The sequence below is a fragment of the Variovorax nivicola genome (genome assembly GCF_051216475.1).
GTDB lineage: Bacteria > Pseudomonadota > Gammaproteobacteria > Burkholderiales > Burkholderiaceae_C > Variovorax.
The window spans coordinates 242,565-264,920 of sequence record NZ_JBPJZK010000007.1 but is presented as its reverse complement, the minus strand read 5'-3'; the positions used below and the strand labels follow the sequence as shown (position 1 = coordinate 264,920).

At 69.0% G+C, this 22,356-nt stretch carries 16 protein-coding genes; 11 read left to right on the top strand and 5 right to left on the bottom strand.

What is annotated here, in order from left to right:
• Positions 1-9: 9 nt before the first annotated feature.
• Positions 10-1,281, bottom strand: a complete 1,272-nt coding sequence (locus tag ACSFBF_RS26500; protein WP_435472235.1) for a lactonase family protein — start codon at positions 1,279-1,281, stop codon at positions 10-12.
• Between the two features lie 21 nt (positions 1,282-1,302).
• The gene (locus ACSFBF_RS26495) at positions 1,303-2,877 is read right to left on the bottom strand and encodes an ABC transporter substrate-binding protein (protein ID WP_435472233.1); all 1,575 of its coding nucleotides are present in this window, start codon (positions 2,875-2,877) and stop codon (positions 1,303-1,305) included.
• A gap of 190 nt (positions 2,878-3,067) precedes the next feature.
• On the opposite strand from ACSFBF_RS26495, the gene ACSFBF_RS26490 reads away from it, so the two are divergent.
• Positions 3,068-3,457, top strand: a complete 390-nt coding sequence (locus tag ACSFBF_RS26490) for a RidA family protein (protein WP_093048728.1) — start codon at positions 3,068-3,070, stop codon at positions 3,455-3,457.
• Here ACSFBF_RS26490 and ACSFBF_RS26485 read toward each other — a convergent pair whose 3' ends face one another.
• Entirely contained in the window at positions 3,458-4,072 is a 615-nt protein-coding gene (locus tag ACSFBF_RS26485; protein WP_435472231.1) for an ATP-dependent Clp protease proteolytic subunit, read from the bottom strand.
• Between the two features lie 81 nt (positions 4,073-4,153).
• Between ACSFBF_RS26485 and ACSFBF_RS26480 the strand changes: the two genes are divergently transcribed.
• Positions 4,154-4,921 (top strand): sigma-70 family RNA polymerase sigma factor, encoded by a 768-nt coding sequence (locus ACSFBF_RS26480; RefSeq protein WP_435472229.1) that lies wholly within the window; start codon positions 4,154-4,156, stop codon positions 4,919-4,921.
• Here ACSFBF_RS26480 and lolD read toward each other — a convergent pair.
• Together lolD and ACSFBF_RS26470 are read right to left on the bottom strand one after the other, a co-directional pair.
• Complete coding sequence (gene lolD, locus ACSFBF_RS26475; RefSeq protein WP_435472227.1) at positions 4,918-5,595, bottom strand: lipoprotein-releasing ABC transporter ATP-binding protein LolD; 678 nt, start codon at positions 5,593-5,595, stop codon at positions 4,918-4,920. The two genes, ACSFBF_RS26480 and lolD, sit on opposite strands and share 4 nt — an antisense overlap.
• Positions 5,588-6,844, bottom strand: coding sequence for a lipoprotein-releasing ABC transporter permease subunit (locus ACSFBF_RS26470; protein WP_435472225.1), 1,257 nt, complete (start codon positions 6,842-6,844; stop codon positions 5,588-5,590). The genes lolD and ACSFBF_RS26470 overlap by 8 nt, the downstream gene beginning before the upstream one ends.
• A gap of 55 nt (positions 6,845-6,899) precedes the next feature.
• On the opposite strand from ACSFBF_RS26470, the gene ACSFBF_RS26465 reads away from it, so the two are divergent.
• From ACSFBF_RS26465 to ACSFBF_RS26425, 9 genes are all read left to right on the top strand, one after another.
• Positions 6,900-7,862, top strand: a complete 963-nt coding sequence (locus tag ACSFBF_RS26465; protein WP_435472223.1) for a hypothetical protein — start codon at positions 6,900-6,902, stop codon at positions 7,860-7,862.
• On the top strand, positions 7,859-9,580 hold the full coding sequence (gene recJ / locus ACSFBF_RS26460) for a single-stranded-DNA-specific exonuclease RecJ (RefSeq protein WP_435472221.1): 1,722 nt from the start codon (positions 7,859-7,861) through the stop codon (positions 9,578-9,580). The genes ACSFBF_RS26465 and recJ overlap by 4 nt, the downstream gene beginning before the upstream one ends.
• 8 nt (positions 9,581-9,588) lie before the next feature.
• Positions 9,589-10,746, top strand: a complete 1,158-nt coding sequence (locus ACSFBF_RS26455) for a GGDEF domain-containing protein (RefSeq protein WP_435472219.1) — start codon at positions 9,589-9,591, stop codon at positions 10,744-10,746.
• Positions 10,747-10,857: 111 nt separating this feature from the next.
• On the top strand, positions 10,858-15,036 hold the full coding sequence (locus ACSFBF_RS26450) for a DUF4132 domain-containing protein (protein WP_435472217.1): 4,179 nt from the start codon (positions 10,858-10,860) through the stop codon (positions 15,034-15,036).
• Positions 15,033-15,452, top strand: a complete 420-nt coding sequence (locus ACSFBF_RS26445; protein WP_435472215.1) for a hypothetical protein — start codon at positions 15,033-15,035, stop codon at positions 15,450-15,452. The genes ACSFBF_RS26450 and ACSFBF_RS26445 overlap by 4 nt, the downstream gene beginning before the upstream one ends.
• A 17-nt stretch (positions 15,453-15,469) precedes the next feature.
• The gene (locus ACSFBF_RS26440) at positions 15,470-16,606 is read left to right on the top strand and encodes an ATP-binding protein (RefSeq protein WP_435472213.1); all 1,137 of its coding nucleotides are present in this window, start codon (positions 15,470-15,472) and stop codon (positions 16,604-16,606) included.
• Positions 16,607-16,616: 10 nt separating this feature from the next.
• Complete coding sequence (locus tag ACSFBF_RS26435) at positions 16,617-19,070, top strand: DUF5682 family protein (RefSeq protein WP_435472211.1); 2,454 nt, start codon at positions 16,617-16,619, stop codon at positions 19,068-19,070.
• Entirely contained in the window at positions 19,067-20,191 is a 1,125-nt protein-coding gene (locus ACSFBF_RS26430; RefSeq protein ID WP_435472209.1) for a VWA domain-containing protein, read from the top strand. The genes ACSFBF_RS26435 and ACSFBF_RS26430 overlap by 4 nt, the downstream gene beginning before the upstream one ends.
• Positions 20,188-22,341 carry an SWIM zinc finger family protein gene (locus ACSFBF_RS26425; RefSeq protein ID WP_435472207.1) on the top strand — a complete coding sequence of 718 codons (2,154 nt, stop codon included), beginning with the start codon at positions 20,188-20,190 and terminating at the stop codon, positions 22,339-22,341. Before ACSFBF_RS26430 ends, ACSFBF_RS26425 begins: the two co-directional genes overlap by 4 nt.
• Positions 22,342-22,356: the final 15 nt, after the last annotated feature.

The window sequence follows — 22,356 nt, the reverse complement described above, 5'->3', positions numbered from 1 at the left end:
ATTTCTTCATCACGCAGAGAACTCGATGGCCGCCGCGCTGCCCACTGCGACGTACTGGCCGGTGAACTGGATGTCGCCGCCCTTCACGCGGAAGACCGTCACGTTGTCGCCCTGCTTGTTGTGGCACACGTAGAGGAACCTGCCGCTCGGGTCGAGTGTGCAGCTGCGCGGGTAGTTGCCGCGCGACCATTCCTCGCGTACCAGCGTGGGCGCACCAGTGCGTGCGTCGATCCTGAAGAGCGAAATCGAATCGTGCAGCCGGTTGAGCGACACGAAGTGCTGACCGCCCGGCAGCATGCGGATGCCCGATGCGTAGCTGGTGCCCTTGAAGCCCTTGGGCAGCGCTGAGGTTTCGCTCACGAGCGTCAGCACGCCGGTGGCGTTGTCGTAGCGCATGAATGCGATGGTCGATGCCTCTTCGTTCACCAGGTAGAGCCACTTGCCGTTCGGGTGGAACACGAAGTGCCGGGCGCCCGAGCTTTCCGACACGGCCACCGTACTCGGCTGGCTCAGCACGCCGGTGATGCGGTCGAAGCGGTAGGAGATGACGCGATCAAGCCCGAGATCAGCCACCAGCACGAAGTTGCCCTTCGGGTCGGCGTGCACCATGTGCGCGTGCGGGCCATCGTGGTCGCTGGTGGCGAAGCCTTCGTGCGAGCGCGCGGCCGCGGGCACCACGTCGGCGCCGGGCTTGCAGGGCGTGGATGCGCCACAGGCCTCGATGTCCTTGTAGACGACCGCAGGGGTGCCGGCATCGGGCGTGCCGTCGGCGCGCAGCGCGAGCACGCTGACGTCGCCGCTCGCGTAGTTGGCCGTGAAGAGAAAGCGGCCGTCGGGGTGCACGCTGATGTAGGCCGGGTCCTTGCCGCCGCAGGCCGTCTCGGAGACGAACGACAGCGCGCCGTCCGCGCCGATGCCTGTACCGATACGAAAAGCCGAGACCGAGCCGGCCTCGAACTCGTTGGCCGCATAGAGCATCGGCAGCTTCGGGTGGCGCGCGAGCGACGCGGGGTTGCGCAGCTTCGCGCCCTCTCCGGCGCTGGTCACGGCCGGGGGCGCGCCGGGGATGGGCTTAAGCGCACCGGTGGCGCTGTCGAGCACGAACTGGTGCACGCCCAGCCCGCGCCCGCCACGCCACGGCTTGCCGCCGTCGCTATAGGTGCCGACGTAGGCGTAGACCGGGCCAGAGGTGGCCGCTTGAACGGTGGAGGCCGTCAGGCCAAGGGCTCCGAGGCCGGAGGCCAGTGCGCTGGCTTGCAGAAGTTGGCGACGCGATGGCATGGCTGTGTTCCCGGCGTCTTCTTACTTGATCTTCGCGTTCCAGAAGAACGGCCAGGTCGCGGGCGTGTAGTTGTCCAGCGCCGGGCTCTTGGCCGAGAGGCCGTTGAATTTGCCGACGTTGATGTACGGCACTTCGTCATACACGACCTGCTGCACCTTGCCCCACAGTGCGCCGCGCTTGGCAGGGTCGCTCTCGACGTTGAAAGCCTGCAGCGCCGACTTCTTCGCGGGCGAATCCCACCAGCCGGGCGCGCCGTCGCCGAGTTGCGGCGGCGAGAGCATCGGCTCGGGGAACTGCCCCGAATGCGTGACGTAGATGTCCCACAGCTTGGCGTCGTTGCGGCGCTGCACCAGCGTGGCCCAGTCGACCACGTTGAGGTCGACCTTGAAGCCGGCGCGCTTGAGCTGCTCGGCCATCAGCAGCGCCATGTTGTAGTGAAAGTCGTACTGGCGGCTGGTGAGCACGCGGATCGGCTCGCCCTTGTAGCCGGCCTTGGCCGCGGCCTCCTTGGCCTTGGCGGCGTTGCGCTGGTTGTACTGGTCGGCGCCGGCCGTCGAATAGAACGGCGAGCCCTTGGGGAAGTGGTTGCCCTCGGCCACGAAGAAGCGCGTGTCGCCGAAGCCGGCCGCGAGCATTTCGCCTTCACCCAGCGCGGTCTGGATCGCCTGGCGCACCGGCTGGCTGGCAGCCACGCCTTCCTTGGTGTTGAGCACGAGGTACGGGAAGCCGAACGAGGGCGTCATGATCGGCACGGTCTTGCCGCCGGACTTCTCCAGGCGCGGCAGGGCTTCGACCGGCAGCAGGTCGGCAAAGTCGTACTGGCCGGCCAGCGCGCCTTCGACGCGCGTGCTGGCGTTGGGCACGGGCACGAAGCGCAGCTCTTCGATGGCCGCTTCGCGCTTGCCGCCGTAGCCGCTCGCGGGCTCCTTGCGCGCCGCGTACTTGTCGAAGCGCGTGAGCAGCACGAACTGGTCGGGGCGGCGCTCCTTGAACTTGTAGGGGCCGGTGCCGACGAAGTCTTTCAGCGGCGAGGCGATGGAGTCCTTGGCCATGATCGCGGCCATGCCGCTGGGCAGCGCGAGCTGCGAGAGCAGCGGTGCATAAGGCTCCTTCAGCACCACCTCGACCGCCAGCGGGCCCTTGGCCTTGAGGCTGTCGATTTCCTTGCCCACGGCCTTGCCGCGCGGCGACTGTTCCATCCAGCGCTGCAGGCTGGCAACCACGTCGTCAGCCGTAAGTTCGCGGCCGTTGTGCAGCATCACGCCCTTGCGCAGGGTGATGGCGTAGGTCTTGCCGTCGGCGGAGATCTTCGGCATGCCTTCGGCCAGCATCGGCACCACGTTCCACTTGGCGTCGAAGGTGTAGAGCGTCTCGTACACGTGCTGCATGATGGTTCCGACCAGGTCGGCGGTCGAGGCCATCGGGTCGAGCGTCTGCGGCTCGGCCACCATCGCCAGCGTGGCGAAGTTGCGCGGGCCCTGGGCCTGGGCGCTCTGGTAGGGCAGCGCGGCGCACAGCATCGCGAGCAGGGAGGCGCCCAGCAGGCTGCGCTTCGACAGCATGGGCAGGCGCTGGACAAGACCGACGTGGGGCATGGGGAACTCCTTCATGGGGCGGGCGAGTTTGTGAAAGAAAATTTCTCTTCGGCCCGGACTTTGAAGCAGTATTCATGCCAAATCATCCGTGTTAACCCTTGATAGAGGGTTTTTCTGAAATAGATTTTCAGATTGGATGGATACTCGCAAATCCCCTTCCATCGTTCACTTCAACCTCAGGAGCCCTCCCATGCCTCTCGAATACCTCGGCGCCCCGCCCCTTGCCTCCGACCGCCAGGTTCGCCCCTTCTCCCCGGCCGTGCGCGCCGGCGACTTCGTCTATGTGTCGGGCCAGGTGCCCGCCAACAAGGACGGCGAGATCGTGGTGGGCGGCATTGAGGCGCAAACGCGCCAGGTGATGGAAAACCTCAAGACCGTGCTCGCGCTGGCCGGTGCCACGCTCGACGACGTGTGCAAGAGCACCGTGTGGCTGCAGGACGCGCGCGACTTTGGTGCCTTCAACCGCATCTACATGAGCTACTTCGGTGAAAACAAGCCGGCGCGCTCGACGACCGAGGCGCGGCTGATGGTCGACGCGAAGGTAGAGATCGACGTCGTCGCCTACAAACCCAAGGCCTGATCAGGCGCTCAGCTCGGTCTTGCGCTGGATGATGCGCGAGACCAATCCATATTCAACGGCCTCCGTGGCCGAGAGCCAGCGGTCACGCTCGATGTCGGCCAGCACCACGTCGATGGGCTTGCCGGTCTCGCGCGCGATCTCGTGCGCGATGCGCTGGCGGGCCTTGATGATTTCCTGCGCCTGGATGGCGATATCGGTCGCCTGCCCGCCCGCGCCGCCGCTGGGCTGGTGGATCAGGAAGCGCGTGTTCGGCAGGCACACGCGGCGCTCGCGCGGCGCCGCCAGGAACAGATGCGTGGCCGCACTGCCGACCCAGCCGGTGCCGATCATGTTCACCGGCGCGCTGATGAAACGCACGATGTCGTGAATGGCGTCGCCCGACTCCAGGTGCCCACCCGGCGAACTCACGAGGATGTCGATGGGCTTGTCGGGGCTGTCGGCGTCGAGTGCGATGAGCCGGCGCGTCACGTCGGCGGCCACCGAATCGCTGATGGTCCCGAAGATCAGCAGCGTGCGCGACTTGAACGCCTTTTCCTCCAGGTAGGAGTTGCGCGGCTCAGCGGTGGCGGCGGGCTTGGTGTCGTCTTCGGATTCCATTGAAAACATGGGCTGCATGGAGAAAGCTCCTGTGGTTGAACTGTCTTGACGAACAAGCCCACAGTTTCGTGACATTGCGCGCTATGGCAAGCTGCGGCGATGCTCGATGAACGCTATCTCTCGCAATTCCCGGCACTGCGAAGCCGGCTGGTTCGCGCGGCGGCGCGCATGCTGGGTGGCCCGGTGGATGCCGAGGACGTGGTGCAGGAAACTTATCTGCGCGCACTCGAAGCTGGAGGCAGGCCCGAGCCCGATTCGGTGCAGGCCTGGCTGACGACGGTGATGCAGAACCTCGCTATCGACAAGCTGCGGCGGGATGGCTGGATGCAGCGGTGGCTGCGGGATGCCGAAGGGCTTGCGCCCGAGGCACCGTCGGCGGAAGCCGATGCGGCGCAGGCCGAGTCCATCGAACAGGCGCTGCGCCTGATTGCCGCCAGGCTGTCGCCCTCAGACGGCGCCGCGGTGCTGCTGCGCGAAGTCTTCGAAGCCAGCTTCAAGGAAATAGCGCAGGCCAGCGGCAAGACCGAAGCGGCTTGCCGGCAGCAGTTGCATCGGGCATTGCTGCGTCTTCGACAGGACAAGGACGGAACAGAAAGCCACTCGGAGGCGGCCTTCCATGTGTATCGACAGGCGCTGAGCGACTGCGATGCACGAACGCTGTTTGCGATGCTGCGGCAGCCGCCGACACGTGCGTTCGCGGTGTCGGTTGCGATGGCCCCAAGGTCAGGTGCACCGCGAGTGGTCTGCCAGGTGACGCAGATCGGCGGCCGGCTCGGCCTGGTGCTGACGCTTGGCGGAAAGGTGCTGTGCGTACTGCCGCTGGATGTGCGGCAGCAGGAAGAAGCTGTCGAGCCCCTGGCCGGTTAGCCCGCCAGCCGCCCCGCCACCAACTGCAGCACCCGGTCACACCGCTTCGCCAGATCCTGGTCATGCGTGACCATCACGAAGGCAGTGCCATGCCGGTGCGCAAGTTCGAGCATCAGCTCGAACACCGTATCCGCCGTGCTGCGGTCGAGGTTGCCCGTGGGCTCGTCGGCCAGCACGCAGGCCGGTTTCGTGACCAGTGCGCGCGCGATCGCCACGCGCTGGCGCTCGCCGCCCGACAGTTCGGCCGGCCGGTGGTGCAGGCGCTGGCCCAGCCCCACGCTCTCGAGGATCTTCGTGGCCGACTGCGCGGCCGCGTGAGGCTCCACGCGCCGGATCTTCAGCGGCATCGCCACGTTGTCGAGCGCGCTGAACTCGGGCAGCAGGTGATGGAACTGGTAGACGAAGCCCAGGTGCTGGTTGCGCAGCCGCCCCTGCTCCGCCGCATTGGCATGTGCGATGTCCTTGCCCAGCAGCTCGACCTTGCCCGCCGTGGGCTCGTCGAGCCCGCCCATCAGGTGTAGCAGCGTGCTCTTGCCGGAGCCCGAGGCACCGACGATGGCCAGCGTTTCGCCGGCATGCACGTCGAGGTCCACGCCGTGCAGCACGGTCAGGTCGAGCCGGCCCTCGTGGAAGCGCTTGGTGAGTCCACGGGCCTTCAGAACAACTTCACTCATAGCGCAAGGCCTCAGCCGGGTTCACGCGGCTGGCGCGCCAGCTCGGATACAGCGTGGCCAGAAAGGCCAGCACGAGGGAAATGATCGCAATCGGCATGATGTCGCTGCGCTGCGGATCGCTCGGCATCTTGCTGATCAGGTAAATGTCTTTCGGCAGGAAGCTCGCGTGGAACAGCTGCTCCAGGAAGGGCACGATCACGTCGATGTTGTAGGCGATGCCCAGCCCCAGCAGCAGCCCGGCCACGGTGCCGATCACGCCCACCATTGCGCCCTGCACCACGAAGATGCCCATGATGCTGCGCGGCGAGCTGCCGAGCGTGCGCAGGATGGCGATGTCGGCGCGCTTGTCGGTCACAGTCATCACCAGCGTGGAGACGAGGTTGAAGGCCGCCACCGCCACGATCAGCGTGAGGATGATGAACATCATGCGTTTCTCGACCTGCACGGCCGCGAACCATGTCTTGTTCTGGCGCGTCCAGTCGCGGATGAGGAACTCGCCCGGCAGGGTCACGGCCAGTTGGTCGGCCACGTCGCGCGCCTCGTTCAAGTCCTTGAGCTTCAGGCGGATGCCGGTCGGCCCTTCGAGGCGGAACACCTTGGCCGCATCCTGCTCGTGGACCATGGCGAGCGCCGAGTCGTATTCGTAGTGGCCCGAATCGAAGGTGCCGACCACGGTGAACTGCTTCAGGCGCGGCACCACGCCGGCCGGCGTGACCTGCCCGCCCGGCGCCACCAGCGTGACCTGGTCGCCCGGCTGCACGAAGAGCGAACGCGCCAGCTCGGCGCCGAGCACGATGCCGAACTGCCCCGGCACCAGCTTGTCGAAGGTGCCCCCGGCGGCGATGCCGTTGGTGTCGGTGACTTCGGGCTCGAGCTTGGGATCGATGCCGCGCACGATCGTGCCCTTCATGTCCTCACCGCGCGCAATAAGCGCCTGCGTGTTGATGAAGGGCGCCGCGCCGATCACCTCGGGGTTCTTGCGCGCCGCGGCCATGATCTGGTCGAGGCTCTGCAGCGCCTGCCCGTCGCGCGAGAAGATCTCGATGTGCGACACCACGCCGAGCATGCGGTCGCGCACCTCCTTCTGGAAGCCGTTCATCACACTGAGCACAATGATCAGCGCCGCCACGCCCAGCGCGATGCCGAGCATCGAGACACCGGAGATGAAGGAGATGAAGCCGTTGCGCCGCGTCGCCCGGCCTGCGCGCGTGTAGCGCCAGCCGAGCTGCAGTTCATAAGGAAGTCGCATAGGGGCGGAATTGTGGCATTCCGGATGACCTCAGGGCTTCCCGGACAATAGGGAGATGGCCGAAACCCTCCCACGTCACTTGTTGATCCCCTTTGCCGGCCGCGGTTCCCCGGCATGCCGCGCGGCGCTGCCGACGCTTCGGCTCCCCAATCTCGAAAACCTGCTGCAGCGCCTCACCCTCGCGGACACCGACACGCAGGACGAAAGCACGCGCTCGCCTCCGCATGAACGCGCGCTGGCACGGGCGCTGGGCATCACGGCCGCCGACGGCTGCATCCCCTGGGGCGCGCTCGACGCGCGGCGACTGGGCATCGCCACGCCCGGCGACACCGAAGGCTGGGGCGTCGTCATGCTGTGCAACTGGCAGGTCGGCATCGACGACGTGGTGCTGGGCGACCCCGCCGCCATCGAGATCGACGCCGACGAATCGACCGCCCTGCTGGAAGCCGCGCGCCCCTTCTTCGAGGAAGACGGCATCGTGCTGCACCCCTCCCCCGTGCCCGGCCGATGGCTGGCGCGCGCGCGCATCTTCGACGGGCTGGCCACCGCCTCCATCGACCGCGCCGTGGGCTACCCGATCTCGCAGTGGTCGCCGCTGGCCGATGCAGCTCGGCCGTTGCGCCGGCTGCAGAACGAAATGCAGATGCTGCTGTACACGCAGCGCGTGAACGACGACCGCGCCGCGCGCGGCGTGCCACCCATCAATTCGTTCTGGCTCAGCGGCACCGGCGCGCTGAATAAAGAAGCCGCACCTGCCTCGGCACCGACAGTAAGCGACGCCCTCCGCATCGCCGCCCTGCGCGACGACGGCATGGCATGGGCCGCCGCCTGGCAAGAGCTCGACGCAGGCCCCGTCGCCGCGCTGCTCGCCGACTACACGCGCGGCGACGCCGTGTCGCTCACGCTGTGCGGCGACCGTGCCGCCCAGCGCTACACCGTGCAGCCGCGCGGCCTGGCCGGCTGGGCCAGAAGCCTGTTCGACCGCAAGCGGGCGACCACCGTGCTGGAGGCGCTATGAAGATCATCGCCAGGGAAATCCCCCCGCGCACCGTCTGGGCGCTGGAGCAGGCCGGCGTGCATCCGCTGCTGGCAAGGCTCTTCGCCGCCCGCGGCGTGCGCGCCAAGGAAGAACTCGACGACGGCCTCGCACGCCTGCTGCTCCCCGACACGCTGCGCGGCACGCACGAGGCCGCGGCGCTGCTGGCCGACGCCATCGCCCAGGACAAGCGCCTGTGCATCGTTGCCGACTACGACTGCGACGGCGCCACCGCCTGCGCGGTCGGCGTGCGCGGCCTGCGCCTGCTGGGCGCAAAGCACGTGAGCTACCTTGTGCCCGATCGCGTGGTCGACGGCTACGGCCTCACGCCGCCCATTGCCGAGCGCGTGGCCGACAGCGGCGCCGACATGCTGATCACCGTCGACAACGGCATCGCCAGCGTCGAAGGCGTGGCCGCCGCCAAGGTGCGCGGCCTGCAGGTGCTGGTGACCGACCACCACCTGCCCGGCCCCGAGCTGCCCTCGGCCGACGTGCTGGTCAACCCCAACCAGCCCGGCTGCGAGTTCGAGAGCAAGAGCATCGCCGGTGTCGGCGTGATGTTCTATGTGCTGCTCGCGTTGCGCTCCGAGTTGCGCAAGCGCGGCGTGTTCGACACGGCCACGCAGCCCAAGCTCGATGTGCTGCTGCCGCTTGTGGCGCTCGGCACCGTGGCCGACGTGGTGAAGCTCGACGCCAACAACCGCCGCCTTGTGGCGCAAGGCCTGCGCCGCATCCGTGCCGGCACGATGCCCGCCGGCGTGGCCGCACTGTTCAAGGCCGCTGGCCGCAATGCATCGGCAGCCACCACATTCGACTTCGGCTTTGCCCTCGGCCCGCGCATCAACGCCGCTGGCCGGCTGGCCGACATGACGCTGGGCATCGAATGCCTGCTGACCGACGACGCAGGCCGCGCCGAGGAACTCGCGCGCATGCTCGACGGCATCAACCGCGAGCGACGCGACATCGAGGGCGGCATGCGCGACCAGGCGCTGCTGCTGGCCGAATCGCTGTTCGCCACCGATGGCGAAGGCATCGAAGCCCCGCCACCGGCCATCAGCGTGTTCGACGCGGGCTTTCACGAAGGCGTGGTGGGCATCGTGGCCTCGCGCATCAAGGACCGCTTTCACCGCCCGACTTTCGTCTTCGCCGCGAGCGGCGCGCCGGGCAAGGAGCAGGAGCTGAAGGGCTCGGGCCGCTCGATTCCCGGCTTTCATCTGCGCGACGCGCTCGACCTCGTGGCCAAGCGCCACCCGGGCGTGCTGCTGCGCTTCGGCGGCCATGCGATGGCAGCCGGCTGCACGGTCGCGCGCGAGCACTTCGAGACTTTCGAAAAAGGCTTCGCGCAGGTGGCCGGCGAATGGCTGGCCGAGGCCGAGCTCACGCGGCAGATCGAGACCGACGGGCCGATAGCGCGCGAGTACATGCGCATCGACCTCGTCGACACGCTGCACCGCGAGGTGTGGGGCCAGGGCTTTGCGCCGCCCACCTTCAGCGAAGAGGTGGAAGTGGTCTCGCAGCGGCTGGTGGGCGAGAAGCACCTGTCGCTCAAGCTCAGGCACCAGGGCCAGCCCATCGATGCGATCTGGTTCAGCCACACCGAGCCGCTGCCGCCGAAGGTCAAGCTGGCGTTCCGGCTCGATGCCGATGAATGGCAGGGCGTGCGCAGGCTGCGCTTCCTGGTCGAAGGCGCGGAGTTTTAAGGGGCCCGATGTTCGACGGCGTGAGCTACGGCCTGCTGGCCGGCCTGACGGTGTGCGGCCTGGTGCTGCTGCTGGCGTTCGGCACGAAGGTCCACGGCTGGTACGCGTTGAGCTGCGCGTGCGCACTGGCCGCCTTCGCCGGGTTGAACAGCCTCGCGCCTTCCGCGCAATTCGCACAATGGCCCGCGGCGGCGCTGGTGTTGTGGACGGCCTGCCGGCTGCAGTTCGTGCGGCAATTGCTGCGGCTGGAAGATTTCGCGCCCCGGCTCGACCGCATCGCACAAGCAACCCTGGTCATCTTCGCGATCGCCACGCTCTATGCCGCCCTCGAGACGCAGCGCCTGTGGACGCTGCGCATGGTGCAGGCGCTGGCGGTGGCTTCCACCGTGATCCTCGCGGCGGGCGCTGTGAAGGTGCTGCGCCGCCAGCCCTGGCCGGCAGCGCTGTTCCTGGCCGGCGCGGCACTGCTGCTCGGCGGCCTCTCGATTGCGCGGATGTCGGCCTGGATCGGGCCGGCATGGGCGCCGCCCCAGCCGAATCTGGTGCAGGCCGCAGTGATCGCCGAACTGGTCGTCTTCATCTTCGCGCTCGGTATGCGCCTGCGGGGCGATGGCGGTGGCGAGGCGCGCACGCAGCGGAAAGCGGAAGACTCGGGCACCGACGCTCTCACCGGCGCCGCCAGCCGTGCCGGTTTCGAGAACCGCGGCGAGGAATGGCTGCGCGACGGCCGGCCTTTCTCGCTGATGCTGATCGACCTGAACGGCTTCAAGGCCGTGAACGAGCGACATGGCCGCGCGGGTGGCGACGCGGTGCTGACCGCCATCGCCCAGCGCCTGCGCGAGCAGGTGCGCGCCGACGACATGGTGGCCCGGCTCGGCAGCGACGAGTTCGCGATTCTTCTGGTCGGCAGCCCGCCACGGCAAAAGCTCGCGGAGATGGCCATACGCATCGAGACCGCGGGCGCCAGGCCGGTCGCCTACGAAGGCCGGCTGCTCGCGGGCGGCGAGCTCAGCATGGGCATTGCCTGCCACCCCGCCGACGGCAGCACGCTGGCCGGCCTGCTCGAATCGGCCGGTCGCGCGCTTCAGCATTGCAAGCGGCAGCGCATGGGGCCGGCCTATGCCTTTGCGGGGGAACATGCGGGCGGCGCAGCGGCACGTGAATGATTTCTTCGTAATTGCTGCTGCACGAGGCGAAATCTTCTCGCCGAAGACAGGCCAAGCTTTCATGCCGGCCCTTTATCCTCTGCGGCGAACTCACAGGAGGATGTTTTTTCCATGCGCCGCTTTGAACTCATCGAAGGAACCGCCAGCAAATTCTGGGAAATCGAGCAGGCAGACGCCGAGCTCAACATCCGCTGGGGCCGCATCGGCACCGCGGGCCAGGGCCAGACCAAGTCGTTCGACGACGCCACCAAGGCCGCAGCAGCTCTGACCAAGCTGGTGGCCGAGAAGTCCGGCAAGGGCTATGCCGAAGTGGGCGTGGCCGCCGGTGCGGCTATCGGAAAGACCGAGGCGAAGCCGAAGGCGGAGAAGGCCGAGACGGCGGAGCCAGCAGAGAAGGCACCCACACCGACGGCCGTCCCCGTCAGCACCACCGCCGCCGATGCAGCCCCCGCCGAAGGCATCGACAGCCAGGCCGACCGCGTGTTCGAAACCGTGCGCGCGCAGATCGAAGCCGGCACGTTGACCTCCAGCGACACGCTATCGGCCGGCACGCTCAAGCGCCAGCACGGCGTGAGCGAGCAAGGCGCGGCGCTCGCCTTCAAGCGGCTCAAGAACGAGGGCCTGCTGTCAGGCTGGGGCACCAGCTGCACGCCGGCCAAGGACGCCCAGGCCATTGCGAAGGCACTGGGCGCCGCGGGGCCGTCCGCATCGCACACCGCCTTCCCCGTGACCAGTGCCGACCTGCCCGCGAGCGCCGACACGCCCCCCTGGCTCGCCGCCGGCACGCCCATACGGCTCTCGCCCGACATGCAGCGCGAGACCTTCCCTTCGCGCCGTTTTCCGCCGAAGCCCTTCGAAGAAGTGGTGAGCGTGGCCGCGGCCTGGCTGCCGGTGCGCCGCAAGCTCGAGCTCAACGTCAACATGACCGGCACCGATGCGGCCCTGCAGGCGGCCACGCAACGCATGATCGACCGCAGCACGCAGCCCAACCCCACGGCCGATGTTGAGGCCGACACCGTGCTGCTGGCGCTCGCGCTGGGCACCGGCGGCCACTACAACGTGAACGAGACGGGCACCGTGCTGGTGAACTACCTCGTCAAGCAATACGGATTGCCGGACACCATCGACATGGCGCTGGCCGCGCAGCAGATCGAAGTGCAGACCGCCTACGACCGCGCGACGAAGAAGCACCAGAGCAGTTTCAGCGCCACCGTCACCCGCCAGACAGGCAGCAGCTACTACGGCCCGCTGGGCGAAGGCGAGCAGGCGCTGCGCGCGCACCTGGCGCTGGCCGCCCCCGAGGTCTGGCAGGACTGCCGCGACCGCATCGAAGCCGGACTGCCCAGGGTGCACCCGAGCCGCCAGCCCGCGCTGGCGATGCTGCTGCCCGATGCGCCCGAAATCTCGAACACGCTCGTGCACACGCTCGCGGCCGACAAGAACACGCCCGAAACCATGCACTGGCTGCTGCTGACAGCCACCGACCCCGACGCCATCGTGCTGGCCGCGAAGGTCCGCCTGAGCTATTCGACCGGCTTCTGGGGCAGCGGCCCCATGACGAGCACGCTGGTGCAGGAGCGCGGCCTTGACGCGGTTGCGGTGCTGGAGCGCGGCGCCGCCACCGACGATGCGGGCGATGCGCTGGCGTGCATCGGCACGCCCGAAGCCGTGCAGGCGCTGGCCCGCGTGGCGAGCAATTCGAAGGGCGCGCTGGCGCGGCTCGCGCTGGCCGTCGACCGCTGGCCGATGGCGGCCATTCCCGCGCTGTCGCGGCTGGTCGCGGCGGGCGGAAAAGACGCCAACCTCGTCACGCCCAGCCTCACGCGCCTGCTGCGCGCGCATGGCTCGGCCCTGCCGGCCTTGCGGCCCTGGCTCGACGCCGGCGCGCAGGCGGTGATCGACCGGCAGCTGGCGCTGCTGGCCGGCCCCACCGAGGTGGCCGACGCAAGCGAGCTGCCCGGCGTGCTGGCCGCGCCGCCATGGCTCGCCAAGGTGCAGAAGAAGGCCGCAGGCGCGCTCGTGCTGGAGCCGCTGGCACTGGCACCGGTGGAGCAATGGGGCGAAGGCGAGCGCGAGAAGGCGCTGCGCCTGAACTCGTGGCAGACCGGCCGCCATGACGCCGCACGCAAGCACACCGAGGCGCTGCTCAACGAGCTGGGTTTCGATGAGAAAAAGGGGGAGGCCATCGGTCCGCTGGGCAAGGCCGCGGCCGCCGCCATCAAGGCCGGCGATGCCGAGGGCCTGATTTCCAACTGGCGCGCCATGGTGGCCGAACGCAAGAAGGCGCGCTACTACTGGTTCACCTTCTATCCGAGCTTTGCGACGCTGCTGCCAGCCGCCGTCGGCGTGCCGTTCTGGAATGCGATCGCGGGCGAAACCGAGAGCGACAGCATCGGCATGATGCTGGCCACGCACGGCCTCGCCGTGCTGCCGGGGCTGGTGGCCATGGTGCGCTCCAAGCCCACCGACAACCTCTCGTACGCCCTGAACTACGGCGCTGCCGAGTTGGCCATACCGGCCGCGCGCGCCTTTGCCAAGCTCAAGACGCTGCGCGCCGAAGGCCGCGAATGGCTGCTGAAATACCCGGAACACGCCGCCGCCGGCTTGATTGCGCCCGCACTCGGCAGGGCCGGCGAAGCACGCGACTGCGCGGGTTCGGCGCTGCGCCTGCTGCAGGCCAACGGCCACGAGGCGTTGCTGCTCGAAGTGGCCGGCCGCTACAACAAGCCCGAAGTGGTGGAAGCGCTGCGCGCCGTGCTCGACGAAAGCCCGCTCGACCGCTTCCCCACCAAGCGCGCGAAGCTGCCCGAGTTCTGGCAGCCGCGCGGCTGGCGCCGGCCCACGCTGAAGAATGGCAAGGCCCTGCCCAACGACACGCTCGACAACCTCGGCCAGATGCTGACCTTTCCGACCAACGAGGAAATCTACGGCGGCATCGCCGTGGCCAAGGAGGCTTGCGACGCCGACTCACTCGCCGAGTTCGCGTGGGACGCTTTCACCGCCTGGCTCGAAGCCGGCGGCCCCAGCAAGGAAGGCTGGGCGCTCACCGCGCTCGGCTTCTTCGGCAACGACGACACCGCGCGCAAGCTCACGCCCTTCATCCGCGCCTGGCCCGGCGAGGCCGCGCATGCGCGCGCCGTGACCGGGCTCGACGTGCTCGCCACCATCGGCAGCGACGTTGCGCTGATGCTGCTCAACGGCATTGCGCAGAAGGTCAAGTTCAAGGGCCTGCAGGACAAGGCGCGCGAGAAGATCGACGCCATTGCCGAAGCACGCGGCCTCAGTACGGAAGAGCTCGAAGACCGGCTCGCGCCCGACCTCGGCCTCGACGAGCAGGGCACGATGCGGCTCGACTTCGGCCCGCGCGCCTTCAAGGTCGGCTTCGACGAGACGCTCAAGCCCTACGTGCGCGAAGCCAGTGTTGACGGCGCCGACGGCGTCGACGGCGCGCGCCTGCCCGACCTGCCAAAGCCCAAGAAGACCGACGACGCCGAACTGAGCAAGGAGGCGGTCGAACGCTTCAAGCTGCTGAAGAAAGACGTGCGCACCATCGCCAGCCAGCAGCTGCTGCGCCTCGAAGTGGCAATGTGCGCGCGCCGCCGCTGGACGCCCGAGGTGTTCCGCATGTTCCTGGTCGAGCACCCGCTGGTGCGCCACATCGTGCAGCGGCTGATCTGGGGCGTGTACGCGGTGGAAGGCAGTGCCAGCTACGGCGGCACGCTGCAGGCCTGCTTTCGCGTGGCGGAAGACGGCAGCTACACCACGGCGGAAGACGATCCGTTCGAGTTGCCAGAAACAGTTCAGGGAGAAAACATCCGCATCGGCGTGCCGCATGCACTGGAGCTGCCGGCCGCCGACGCCGCGGCCTTCGGCCAGGTGTTTGCCGACTACGAACTGCTGCAGCCCTTCGCGCAGATCGGCCGCGACATCTACACGCTGACCGACGAAGAGAAAAAGAGCCTGAAGCTGGAACGCTGGAAAGACGCCAAGGTGCCCACGGGTCGCGTGCTGGGGCTGGCCAACAAGGGCTGGCGCCGCGGCCAGGCGCAGGACGGCGGCTGCATCTGGTACTTCAGCAAGCCGCTGGGCACAGACCGCGTGATCGAGCTGAGCCTGGACCCCGGCATCATCGTCGGCATGGTGGACGAATACCCCGAGCAGACGCTGGGCCAGGTGCAGGTGGGCAAGCCCTCGGGCTGGGGCGACATGCGCGATGCCGAGGCGCTGCACCAGCTCGATCCGATTTCCGCCAGCGAACTCATCCGCGACATGGAAGGCCTCAGGGCATGAGGCTGCGCCCCTGGATGCTGGCCACGGGGCTCGCTCTGGCAGTGACAGCGGCCGCAGCCCAGGGCACGGCGCCCGAGGTGCCGGCACGGGTGCGTACGGTGGCGACCGGCGGCGAGTGGCTCTCGCCGAAAGGCGGCGGCGTGCTCCGCGTCGTGATTGCCGACGAGGGCTTCGAGCACGTGCACTCGCGCCTCTGGATCGAATGGCTGGCCATCGGCGAGCGCGGCGCGCCACGGCGAACGGCTCGGGTGCTCGTGAAGGAACTGTCGAACGGCATGGCCGTGCTCAGGCTGGACGACCGGGGCGAGGCGTTCCAGGGCGGCCGGATCCGGCTGCGATCCACTCACACCTATTCTCAAGACACCACGGACATCACGATCGAGACCGGCAAGCCCGGTCACTACAGGATCCTCTAGCTTCACCCGCACCCATCATGGCCACTTCCAGCAAGTCATCCCCAGACACCGGCGCACCGAACCTTCAGCGCCCGCCAGCCGAGATCCTGTACGCCGCACAGCTTGCGCGCCTGCAGGCGCAGGACAAAGACCCGCGCCCTCCCGGCTGGGTGCTGGGCCTGAAGGCCGCGCGCTCGTTCATCCTCGGCGACGCGGCGCTCGACATCGCACCGAAAATCGTCGCGCCCGTGGCCAGCATCGAACGCATGCTCGTCACGCTGGCCACCGGACGCGGGCTGATGCTGGTGGGCGAGCCGGGCACGGCGAAGTCGATGCTGTCGGAGCTGCTGGCCACTGCCATCTCGGGCATTTCGACGCTCACCATCCAGGGCGGCGCGTCGATCACCGAAGACCAGATCAAGTACGGCTGGAACTACGCGCTGCTCATCAACGAAGGCCCGAGCCCGCGCGCGATGGTGCCGGCTCCGCTGTTCCTGGGCATGCAGAAGGGCCAGGTGGTGCGCTTCGAGGAAATCACGCGCGCGCCGCTGGAGGTGCAAGACTGCCTGCTCGGCATGCTGTCGGACCGCGTGATGGCGGTGCCCGAGCTGTCGGGCGAGCACGGCATGCTCTACGCGCGAGAGGGCTTCAACATCATCGCCACCGCCAACACACGCGACCGCGGCGTGAACGAGATGAGCGCGGCGCTGAAGCGGCGCTTCGACTTCGAGACGGTGTTTCCCATTCTCGACTTCGACCGCGAACTGGCGCTGGTGCAGGAGTCGTCGACGCGGCTGCTCGCGCAGAGCGGCATTCCAAAGACGGTGCCCGCGCCTGTGCTTGAGTTGCTGGTGTCGACCTTCCGCGACCTGCGCGGCGCGCCAACCAAAGGCGACAACGGCAACGCAGGCGGCGACGCGGCGATGGACCGGCTCACCGCCGTGATGTCCACCGCCGAAGCCGTGAACGTGGCGCATGCGGTCGGCGTGCGCGCCTGGTTCCTCGAACAGCGCGAAGGCTCGCCGGCAGACCTGGTCGACTGCATCGCCGGCACGGTGGTGAAGGACAACGCGGACGACCGCGCGAAGCTGCGGCGCTACTTCGAGCAGAAGGCGGCCAAGCGCAATGGCGCCCACTGGCGCGCCTACTACGAAGCACGCCACCGTCTGCCCTGAACACGCGTCGATGCAGCAACCCCACATCGTCGGCGTGCGCCACCACAGCCCGGCCTGCGCGCGGCTGGTGGCCGAGCGCATCCGCACGCTGCGCCCCGCGTACGTGCTGATCGAAGGCCCGGCCGATTTCAACGAACGCCTCGACGAGCTGTACCTGCCGCACCAGTTGCCGGTGGCGATCTACAGCTATCTCTCGGGTGACCAGACGCATCGCGGTTCGTGGTCGCCCTTTGCCGAACATTCGCCCGAGTGGCAGGCGCTGCAGGTGGCGCGCGAGGTCGGCGCCGCCGTGCGCTTCATCGATCTACCGGCCTGGCACGACGCCTTCTCGCGCATGGAGAACCGTTATGCCGACGTGGCCGACCATGAGCACGAGGAGCGCGCCGAAGCCTACGAGCGCGCGCTGACTGAAAAGCTCTCGGTGCAGGGCCGCGATGCGCTGTGGGATCACCTGTTCGAGGACGGCTGCGACGCGGCCGAGCTGGCGCAGCGCCTCTCGACCTACTTCGACAACCTGCGCGGCGAAGACCGCGGCTCGCAAGGCAACCAGGCGCGCGAGACCATGATGGCGCGCTGGATCGCCTGGGCGATGGCGCAGCCGGGCGAACCAGGCCGGGCGCAGGCGCTGGTGGTGTGCGGCGGTTATCACGCGCCCGCTCTCGCGCGGTTGTGGCAGGGCCTGCCCGCCGAGCTGCCCGCCACGCCGCAGCCTTCGCTCGAATCCTCCGGCGATGAAGAAGAAAAAGAAGCGCCCGGGACGCCCGAGCCGGAGGTCACGCTGCGCTTCGGCTCCTACCTCGTGCCCTACACCTTCAAGCGTCTCGATGCCTTCGCGGGCTACGCCTCGGGCATGCCCTCCCCGGCCTACTACCAGTGGGTCTGGGACCACGGCCCTGAAGGCGCCGCACATCGCGCGCTGCAGTACGTGATGCAGCGCCTGCGCGAGAAGAAACTGCCCGCCTCCACCGCCGACCTGATGGCCGTGCACCTGCGCGCGCAAGGCCTTGCTCGGCTGCGCGGTCACGAGAAGCCGCTGCGCTCCGACTGGCTCGACGCGCTGGCTGGCGCACTGGTGAAGGACGCGCTCGACGCGCCCCTGCCCTGGACTTATCGCGGCGCGATCCGCCCCGGTACCGACCCTGTGCTGGTACAGGCGATGGACGTGCTGGCCGGCGACACCGTCGGCCGCCTCGCGCCCGGCACGCCGCAGCCGCCGCTGGTAGCCGCCGTGCAGGCCGAACTCGCGGCGCATGGCATCGTGCTGCGCGGCCAGCTCAAGCTCGATCTGCTGCTCGACGCCGACCGCGCGAAGAGCCGCGTGCTGCACCGGTTGTCGATCCTGCGGCTGCCCGGCGTGCGCCGCACGCAAGGGCCGAAGCTCGCGATGTCGGGCGAGCGCACCGAGCTGTGGTCGCTGAGCGAGCCGCTGGAGCAGCAGGCCGCGCTGATCGAGGCCGGCGCCTGGGGCGCGAGCCTGCACGACGCGGCGCGCGCCCGGCTCGAAGACGATCTGCGCCAGGCCCACGGCCACATCGGCCCGCTGGCCGATGGCCTTAACCAGGCCGCGTGGGCAGGGCTGTCGGCGCTCAGCGATGCGCTGCTGCGCGAGTTGCGCGGCGCGATTGCCAGCGAGCCGCGCTTCGAGGCGCTGGGCCCTGCGCTGTCGGTGCTGCACACGCTGCTGCGCCACGGCCAGATGCTGGGCATGGCCGATGCGCCGGTGCTGCGCGTGGTGATCGAGTCGGGCTTCGACCGCGCGCTGTGGCTGCTTGAGCCGCCCGCCGCCATCTCGCCGGCCGATATGCAGGCGCATCTCGAAGGCCACCTCGCGCTGCGCCGGATCGTGGCCGACGTGCTGGCCCATGCACAGGACAACGCGCACGATGCACACGCGCCATCGCTGCTCGACGTGGAGCCGGCCCGCGCGCTCGCCGTGTGGCAGCGCAAGGCCGCCGACACCAGCGCCGCACCCGTGAGCCGCGGCGCGGCGCTCGGCGCAACGCTGAGCCTGGCCGGCCGGATTGCCGATGCTCAAACGCACAGCGATCACGGTGTGAGCGAAGCCATGCAGCTGCTGCACTCCCTGCCCGCCCCGGTGCTCGGCGACGCGCTCACCGGGCTGCTGGCACTGGCGCGCGAAACGCTGTCGTCCGAGCCCGCTTTCGTCGCCGGTATGGACCGCACCGTGCAGGCGCTGGACAACGCCGACTTCGTGCGCGCCATGCCCAGCCTGCGCGCCGCCTTCGCCTGGCTACCGCCGCAGGAGCGCGGGCTGCTGGCCGACCAGGTGCTGGCGCTGCACGACGCCACGCACCTGTCGCGCCGCGCGCTCACGGCCCATCGCGTCGGCGAGGCCGCGCCCGAGCAGCTGGCCGAAGCACGCCGCGTGGAAGACGCCGTGCTCGCGCGCCTCGCGGCCTGGGGCGTGACACTCGAAGACACCGAGGGAAACCATCGCCCATGAGCCTCGACATTCCCGATCCGCTGCAGCGCTGGCGCCTGCTGCTGGGCGACCCGGCCGAATCGGCCTGCGGCAGCCTGAGCGCCGAAGCACAGGCCGCCGATGCAGCGCTCGACTGGCTCTACGGCCGAGACGGCGACCGCGCGACCCGCGGCGAACGCAGCGCGGGCCTTGGCCCGTCGGCGCTGAGCACGCCGGACTGGATCAACGCCATCCACACGCTCTTTCCGAAGGAAGTGATCGAGCGGCTGGAACAGGACGCGGTCGAGCGCTACGGCATCGACGAGGTGGTGACCAACCTCGAAGTGCTGGAGCGCATCGAGCCTTCGGAATCACTGCTGCGCGCAGTGCTGCACACCAAGCACCTGATGAACCCGCAGGTGCTGGCGGCCGCGCGCAAGCTGGTGGCCGAGGTGGTGCGGCGCATCATGGAAAAGCTCGCCACCGAAGTGCGCCAGGCCTTCAGCGGCAGCCGCGACCGGCGCCGCCGCTCGCGCATGAAGGTGGCGCGCAACTTCGACTTCAAGCAGACGCTGGCAGCCAACCTGCACCGCTACGACCCGGAGCGCCGCAAGCTCTACGTGGAGCGGCCGGTGTTCATCAGCCGCACCAAGCGGCATGCGGAGCCGTGGGACATCATTTTGCTGATCGACCAGAGCGGCTCGATGGTCGACTCGGTGATCCACAGCGCGGTGATGGCCGCCTGCCTGTGGCAGCTGCCCGGCATGCGCACGCGGCTCGTGGCCTTCGACACCGCGGTGGTCGACCTGACCGCCGACGTGTCGGACCCGGTCGAGCTGCTGATGAAGGTGCAGCTGGGCGGCGGCACCGACATCGCCAAGGCAGTGGCCTACGCGCAGTCGCTCGTCGCCAATCCCTCGAAGAGCATCGTGGTGCTGGTGAGCGACTTCTACGAAGGCGGCAGCGAGCACGAACTGGTGCGCCGCGTGAAGGCGCTGGTCGAGTCCGGCGCAAAGGTGCTGGGGCTGGCCGCGCTCGATTCGAAGGCCGAGCCCAACTACGACCGCGAGATGGCGGCCCGGCTGGTGCGCGAAGGCGCGCAGATCGGCGCGATGACGCCGGGCCAACTGGCCGGCTGGCTGGCCGAGAAGGTGCAGGGATGAGCGGTGCTACGGCATGGCGCGCCGACCTGCTGGAGCTGACGCCAGAGGCGCTGACGGCGCTGGCCAACGCGGGCTTCGTGAAGCGCGCGCAGAAGGACGTGGCAGCGGGCTTGCTGCCGCGGATGGAGACCGGTGCCGACGGCGTGGTGCAGGCGCAGTTCGACGACGGCGTGCGCACCAGCCTGCCACCGGGGCGCACGCTGCGCGATGCGCAGTGCAGTTGCCCGGCGAGCGGCATGTGCCGGCATCGGGTGATGCTGGTGCTGGCTTACCAGGCGCAGGCTGCATCGGAAAAAGCCGATGCGCCGGCGACGGCCGAAGAGGCATCGACAGAGCCAGACGGTGCATGGAACCCCGCGCAGTTCGACGATGCCGCGCTGGCCGCGAGCCTCGCACCATCCGCGCTCGAACAGGCGGACAAGCTCGCCGCCGCGCGCCCGGTGGTCGGCGTGCAGGCCTGGCGTAGCGCCAGCGCGCCGCCCGTGGCGCGGCTGCCGATGTGCAGCGTGCGCTTCTTCTCGCGCAGCTCGCTGGTTCATGCGCGCTGCGATTGCAAGCAAGGCAGCGGCTGCGCGCACGTGGTGATCGCGGTGTGGGCATTCCGGCAGGCCGGCTCGCTGGCGCCGGGTTCGGCGGAGGTGATGGTCGAGGTGCAGCCATCCGCATTGGTGGGCGTGGACACGGCGGAACCCGCGCCGCAGCCCTCAGCCATGCAGGACGAAGCCGCGCTTGCCCTGCGCACGCAGATCGACGCCCTGCTGCTGTCGCTCTGGCTCGACGGTTCCAGCCAGCCACTGATGGCGCTGGCCGCCCGCTTCGAGGCCGTGCGCAGCCAGACGCGCGCGCTGGGCTGGAACTGGATCGATGACGCGCTCGACGAACTCTGGCAACTGCTGCAGGCCCAGCAGGCGCGCAGCAGCCGATTCGAGCCGCTGCGGCTGGTGCGCGTGCTGACCGAGCTGTGGGCGCGGCTGCAGGCGGCGGCGCATGCCGGGCGGCCGCGGGATGGCTCTGCACGGCCCGCGTTGCCGGCCAGCCAGATCCTAGGCATCGGCGTGAAGGGCGAGGTCGCGCTCGATCATCTGCGACTGGTGTCGCTCGGCGCGGAGCTCTGGTCCGACGAGACGGCCGAGGGCGCGAACATTCTCTTTGCCGACCCCGACACGCAGAACGTGACCGTGCTGGAGCGCCAGTGGTCGCGCGAGGCCGACGCCGCAGCCGGCGGTGCGGCGCCCAACCTGCTGAACCGACGTGTCGCGGGCTTTCCGCTGCGGCAACTGGCGAGCGGACAGGTCATTACCAAGACCGCGACGCGGCGTGCCAACGGGCTGGTCGACATCACGGCGGGTGCGCGGCAGACCGGCGTGCTGCCGCTGTCGCCGAAATCGTGGGACGACCTGGTCGCGCCGCTGCGGCAGGACAGCGTGGCGGGGCTGGTGGCACATCTGAAAGAAGCGCAGCCCGATTTCGTCCGGCCGCGGCAGGCAGCGAATGGCGCATCGGCTGGTGCGTCTGGGCAGCTGCATGTGGTGGCGCTCGAACGCATGGAGGTGGCGTCTTGTCACTGGGACGCGGCGGCGCAGGTGCTGCATGCGCGGCTTGGACAGGCGGCGGCGGACGAGGCGAACGAAGCCAAGGCCGAAGATGCGCAGCTGCATCTGGCGTTGCCGCATCGTGCGGCCACACCTGGCGCCGTCGATGCGCTGGCCCGCACGCTTGCCGGCGAATACGGCGCGCTGCGCGCCGTGGCGGGCACGGTGCATCTGCAAGGCAGCCAAGCGGTCATGCAGCCGCTGAGCCTGCTGACGGCGCAACGCGCGGTGGTGCTGCAGGTCGAAGCGGTCGCACCGAAGCCGCTGGATCTGGAAAGCGACGCCGAGGACGTACCCGCACTGAACGCGCTGGCCGGCGACACGCTGGAACTGCTGGCGCTGTGGCTGCGACAAGGCCTGCGCCATCAGGGCGGTGGCGCAATGTCGAAGGCGCAAGCGCAGGTGCTGCGGTTGAAACAGGCCGGGCTGGGGCGAGGCGCAACGCTGCTGGAGGCCGTGCTCGAGAACCTGCGCTCGGCGCAACGGCCGGCGCTGGTGGCGCAGCTGGCAATGCTGGGCTTGCTGATGCAGGGCGTGGCGCAATCGGCTTCGGCATGAAAAAACCCCTGAGCC

What these genes read in the sequence shown, in the direction of transcription:
- ACSFBF_RS26500 (WP_435472235.1), bottom strand. Translation starts at nt 1,281, where the DNA reads ATGCCATCGCGTCGCCAACTTCTGCAAGCCAGCGCACTGGCCTCCGGC.
- ACSFBF_RS26445 (WP_435472215.1), top strand. Translation starts at nt 15,033, where the DNA reads ATGAGGCTGCGCCCCTGGATGCTGGCCACGGGGCTCGCTCTGGCAGTG.
- ACSFBF_RS26480 (WP_435472229.1), top strand. Translation starts at nt 4,154, where the DNA reads ATGCTCGATGAACGCTATCTCTCGCAATTCCCGGCACTGCGAAGCCGG.
- ACSFBF_RS26430 (WP_435472209.1), top strand. Translation starts at nt 19,067, where the DNA reads ATGAGCCTCGACATTCCCGATCCGCTGCAGCGCTGGCGCCTGCTGCTG.
- ACSFBF_RS26485 (WP_435472231.1), bottom strand. Translation starts at nt 4,072, where the DNA reads ATGCAGCCCATGTTTTCAATGGAATCCGAAGACGACACCAAGCCCGCC.
- recJ (WP_435472221.1), top strand. Translation starts at nt 7,859, where the DNA reads ATGAAGATCATCGCCAGGGAAATCCCCCCGCGCACCGTCTGGGCGCTG.
- ACSFBF_RS26440 (WP_435472213.1), top strand. Translation starts at nt 15,470, where the DNA reads ATGGCCACTTCCAGCAAGTCATCCCCAGACACCGGCGCACCGAACCTT.
- ACSFBF_RS26435 (WP_435472211.1), top strand. Translation starts at nt 16,617, where the DNA reads ATGCAGCAACCCCACATCGTCGGCGTGCGCCACCACAGCCCGGCCTGC.
- ACSFBF_RS26425 (WP_435472207.1), top strand. Translation starts at nt 20,188, where the DNA reads ATGAGCGGTGCTACGGCATGGCGCGCCGACCTGCTGGAGCTGACGCCA.
- ACSFBF_RS26455 (WP_435472219.1), top strand. Translation starts at nt 9,589, where the DNA reads ATGTTCGACGGCGTGAGCTACGGCCTGCTGGCCGGCCTGACGGTGTGC.
- ACSFBF_RS26470 (WP_435472225.1), bottom strand. Translation starts at nt 6,844, where the DNA reads ATGCGACTTCCTTATGAACTGCAGCTCGGCTGGCGCTACACGCGCGCA.
- ACSFBF_RS26495 (WP_435472233.1), bottom strand. Translation starts at nt 2,877, where the DNA reads ATGCCCCACGTCGGTCTTGTCCAGCGCCTGCCCATGCTGTCGAAGCGC.
- lolD (WP_435472227.1), bottom strand. Translation starts at nt 5,595, where the DNA reads ATGAGTGAAGTTGTTCTGAAGGCCCGTGGACTCACCAAGCGCTTCCAC.
- ACSFBF_RS26490 (WP_093048728.1), top strand. Translation starts at nt 3,068, where the DNA reads ATGCCTCTCGAATACCTCGGCGCCCCGCCCCTTGCCTCCGACCGCCAG.
- ACSFBF_RS26450 (WP_435472217.1), top strand. Translation starts at nt 10,858, where the DNA reads ATGCGCCGCTTTGAACTCATCGAAGGAACCGCCAGCAAATTCTGGGAA.
- ACSFBF_RS26465 (WP_435472223.1), top strand. Translation starts at nt 6,900, where the DNA reads ATGGCCGAAACCCTCCCACGTCACTTGTTGATCCCCTTTGCCGGCCGC.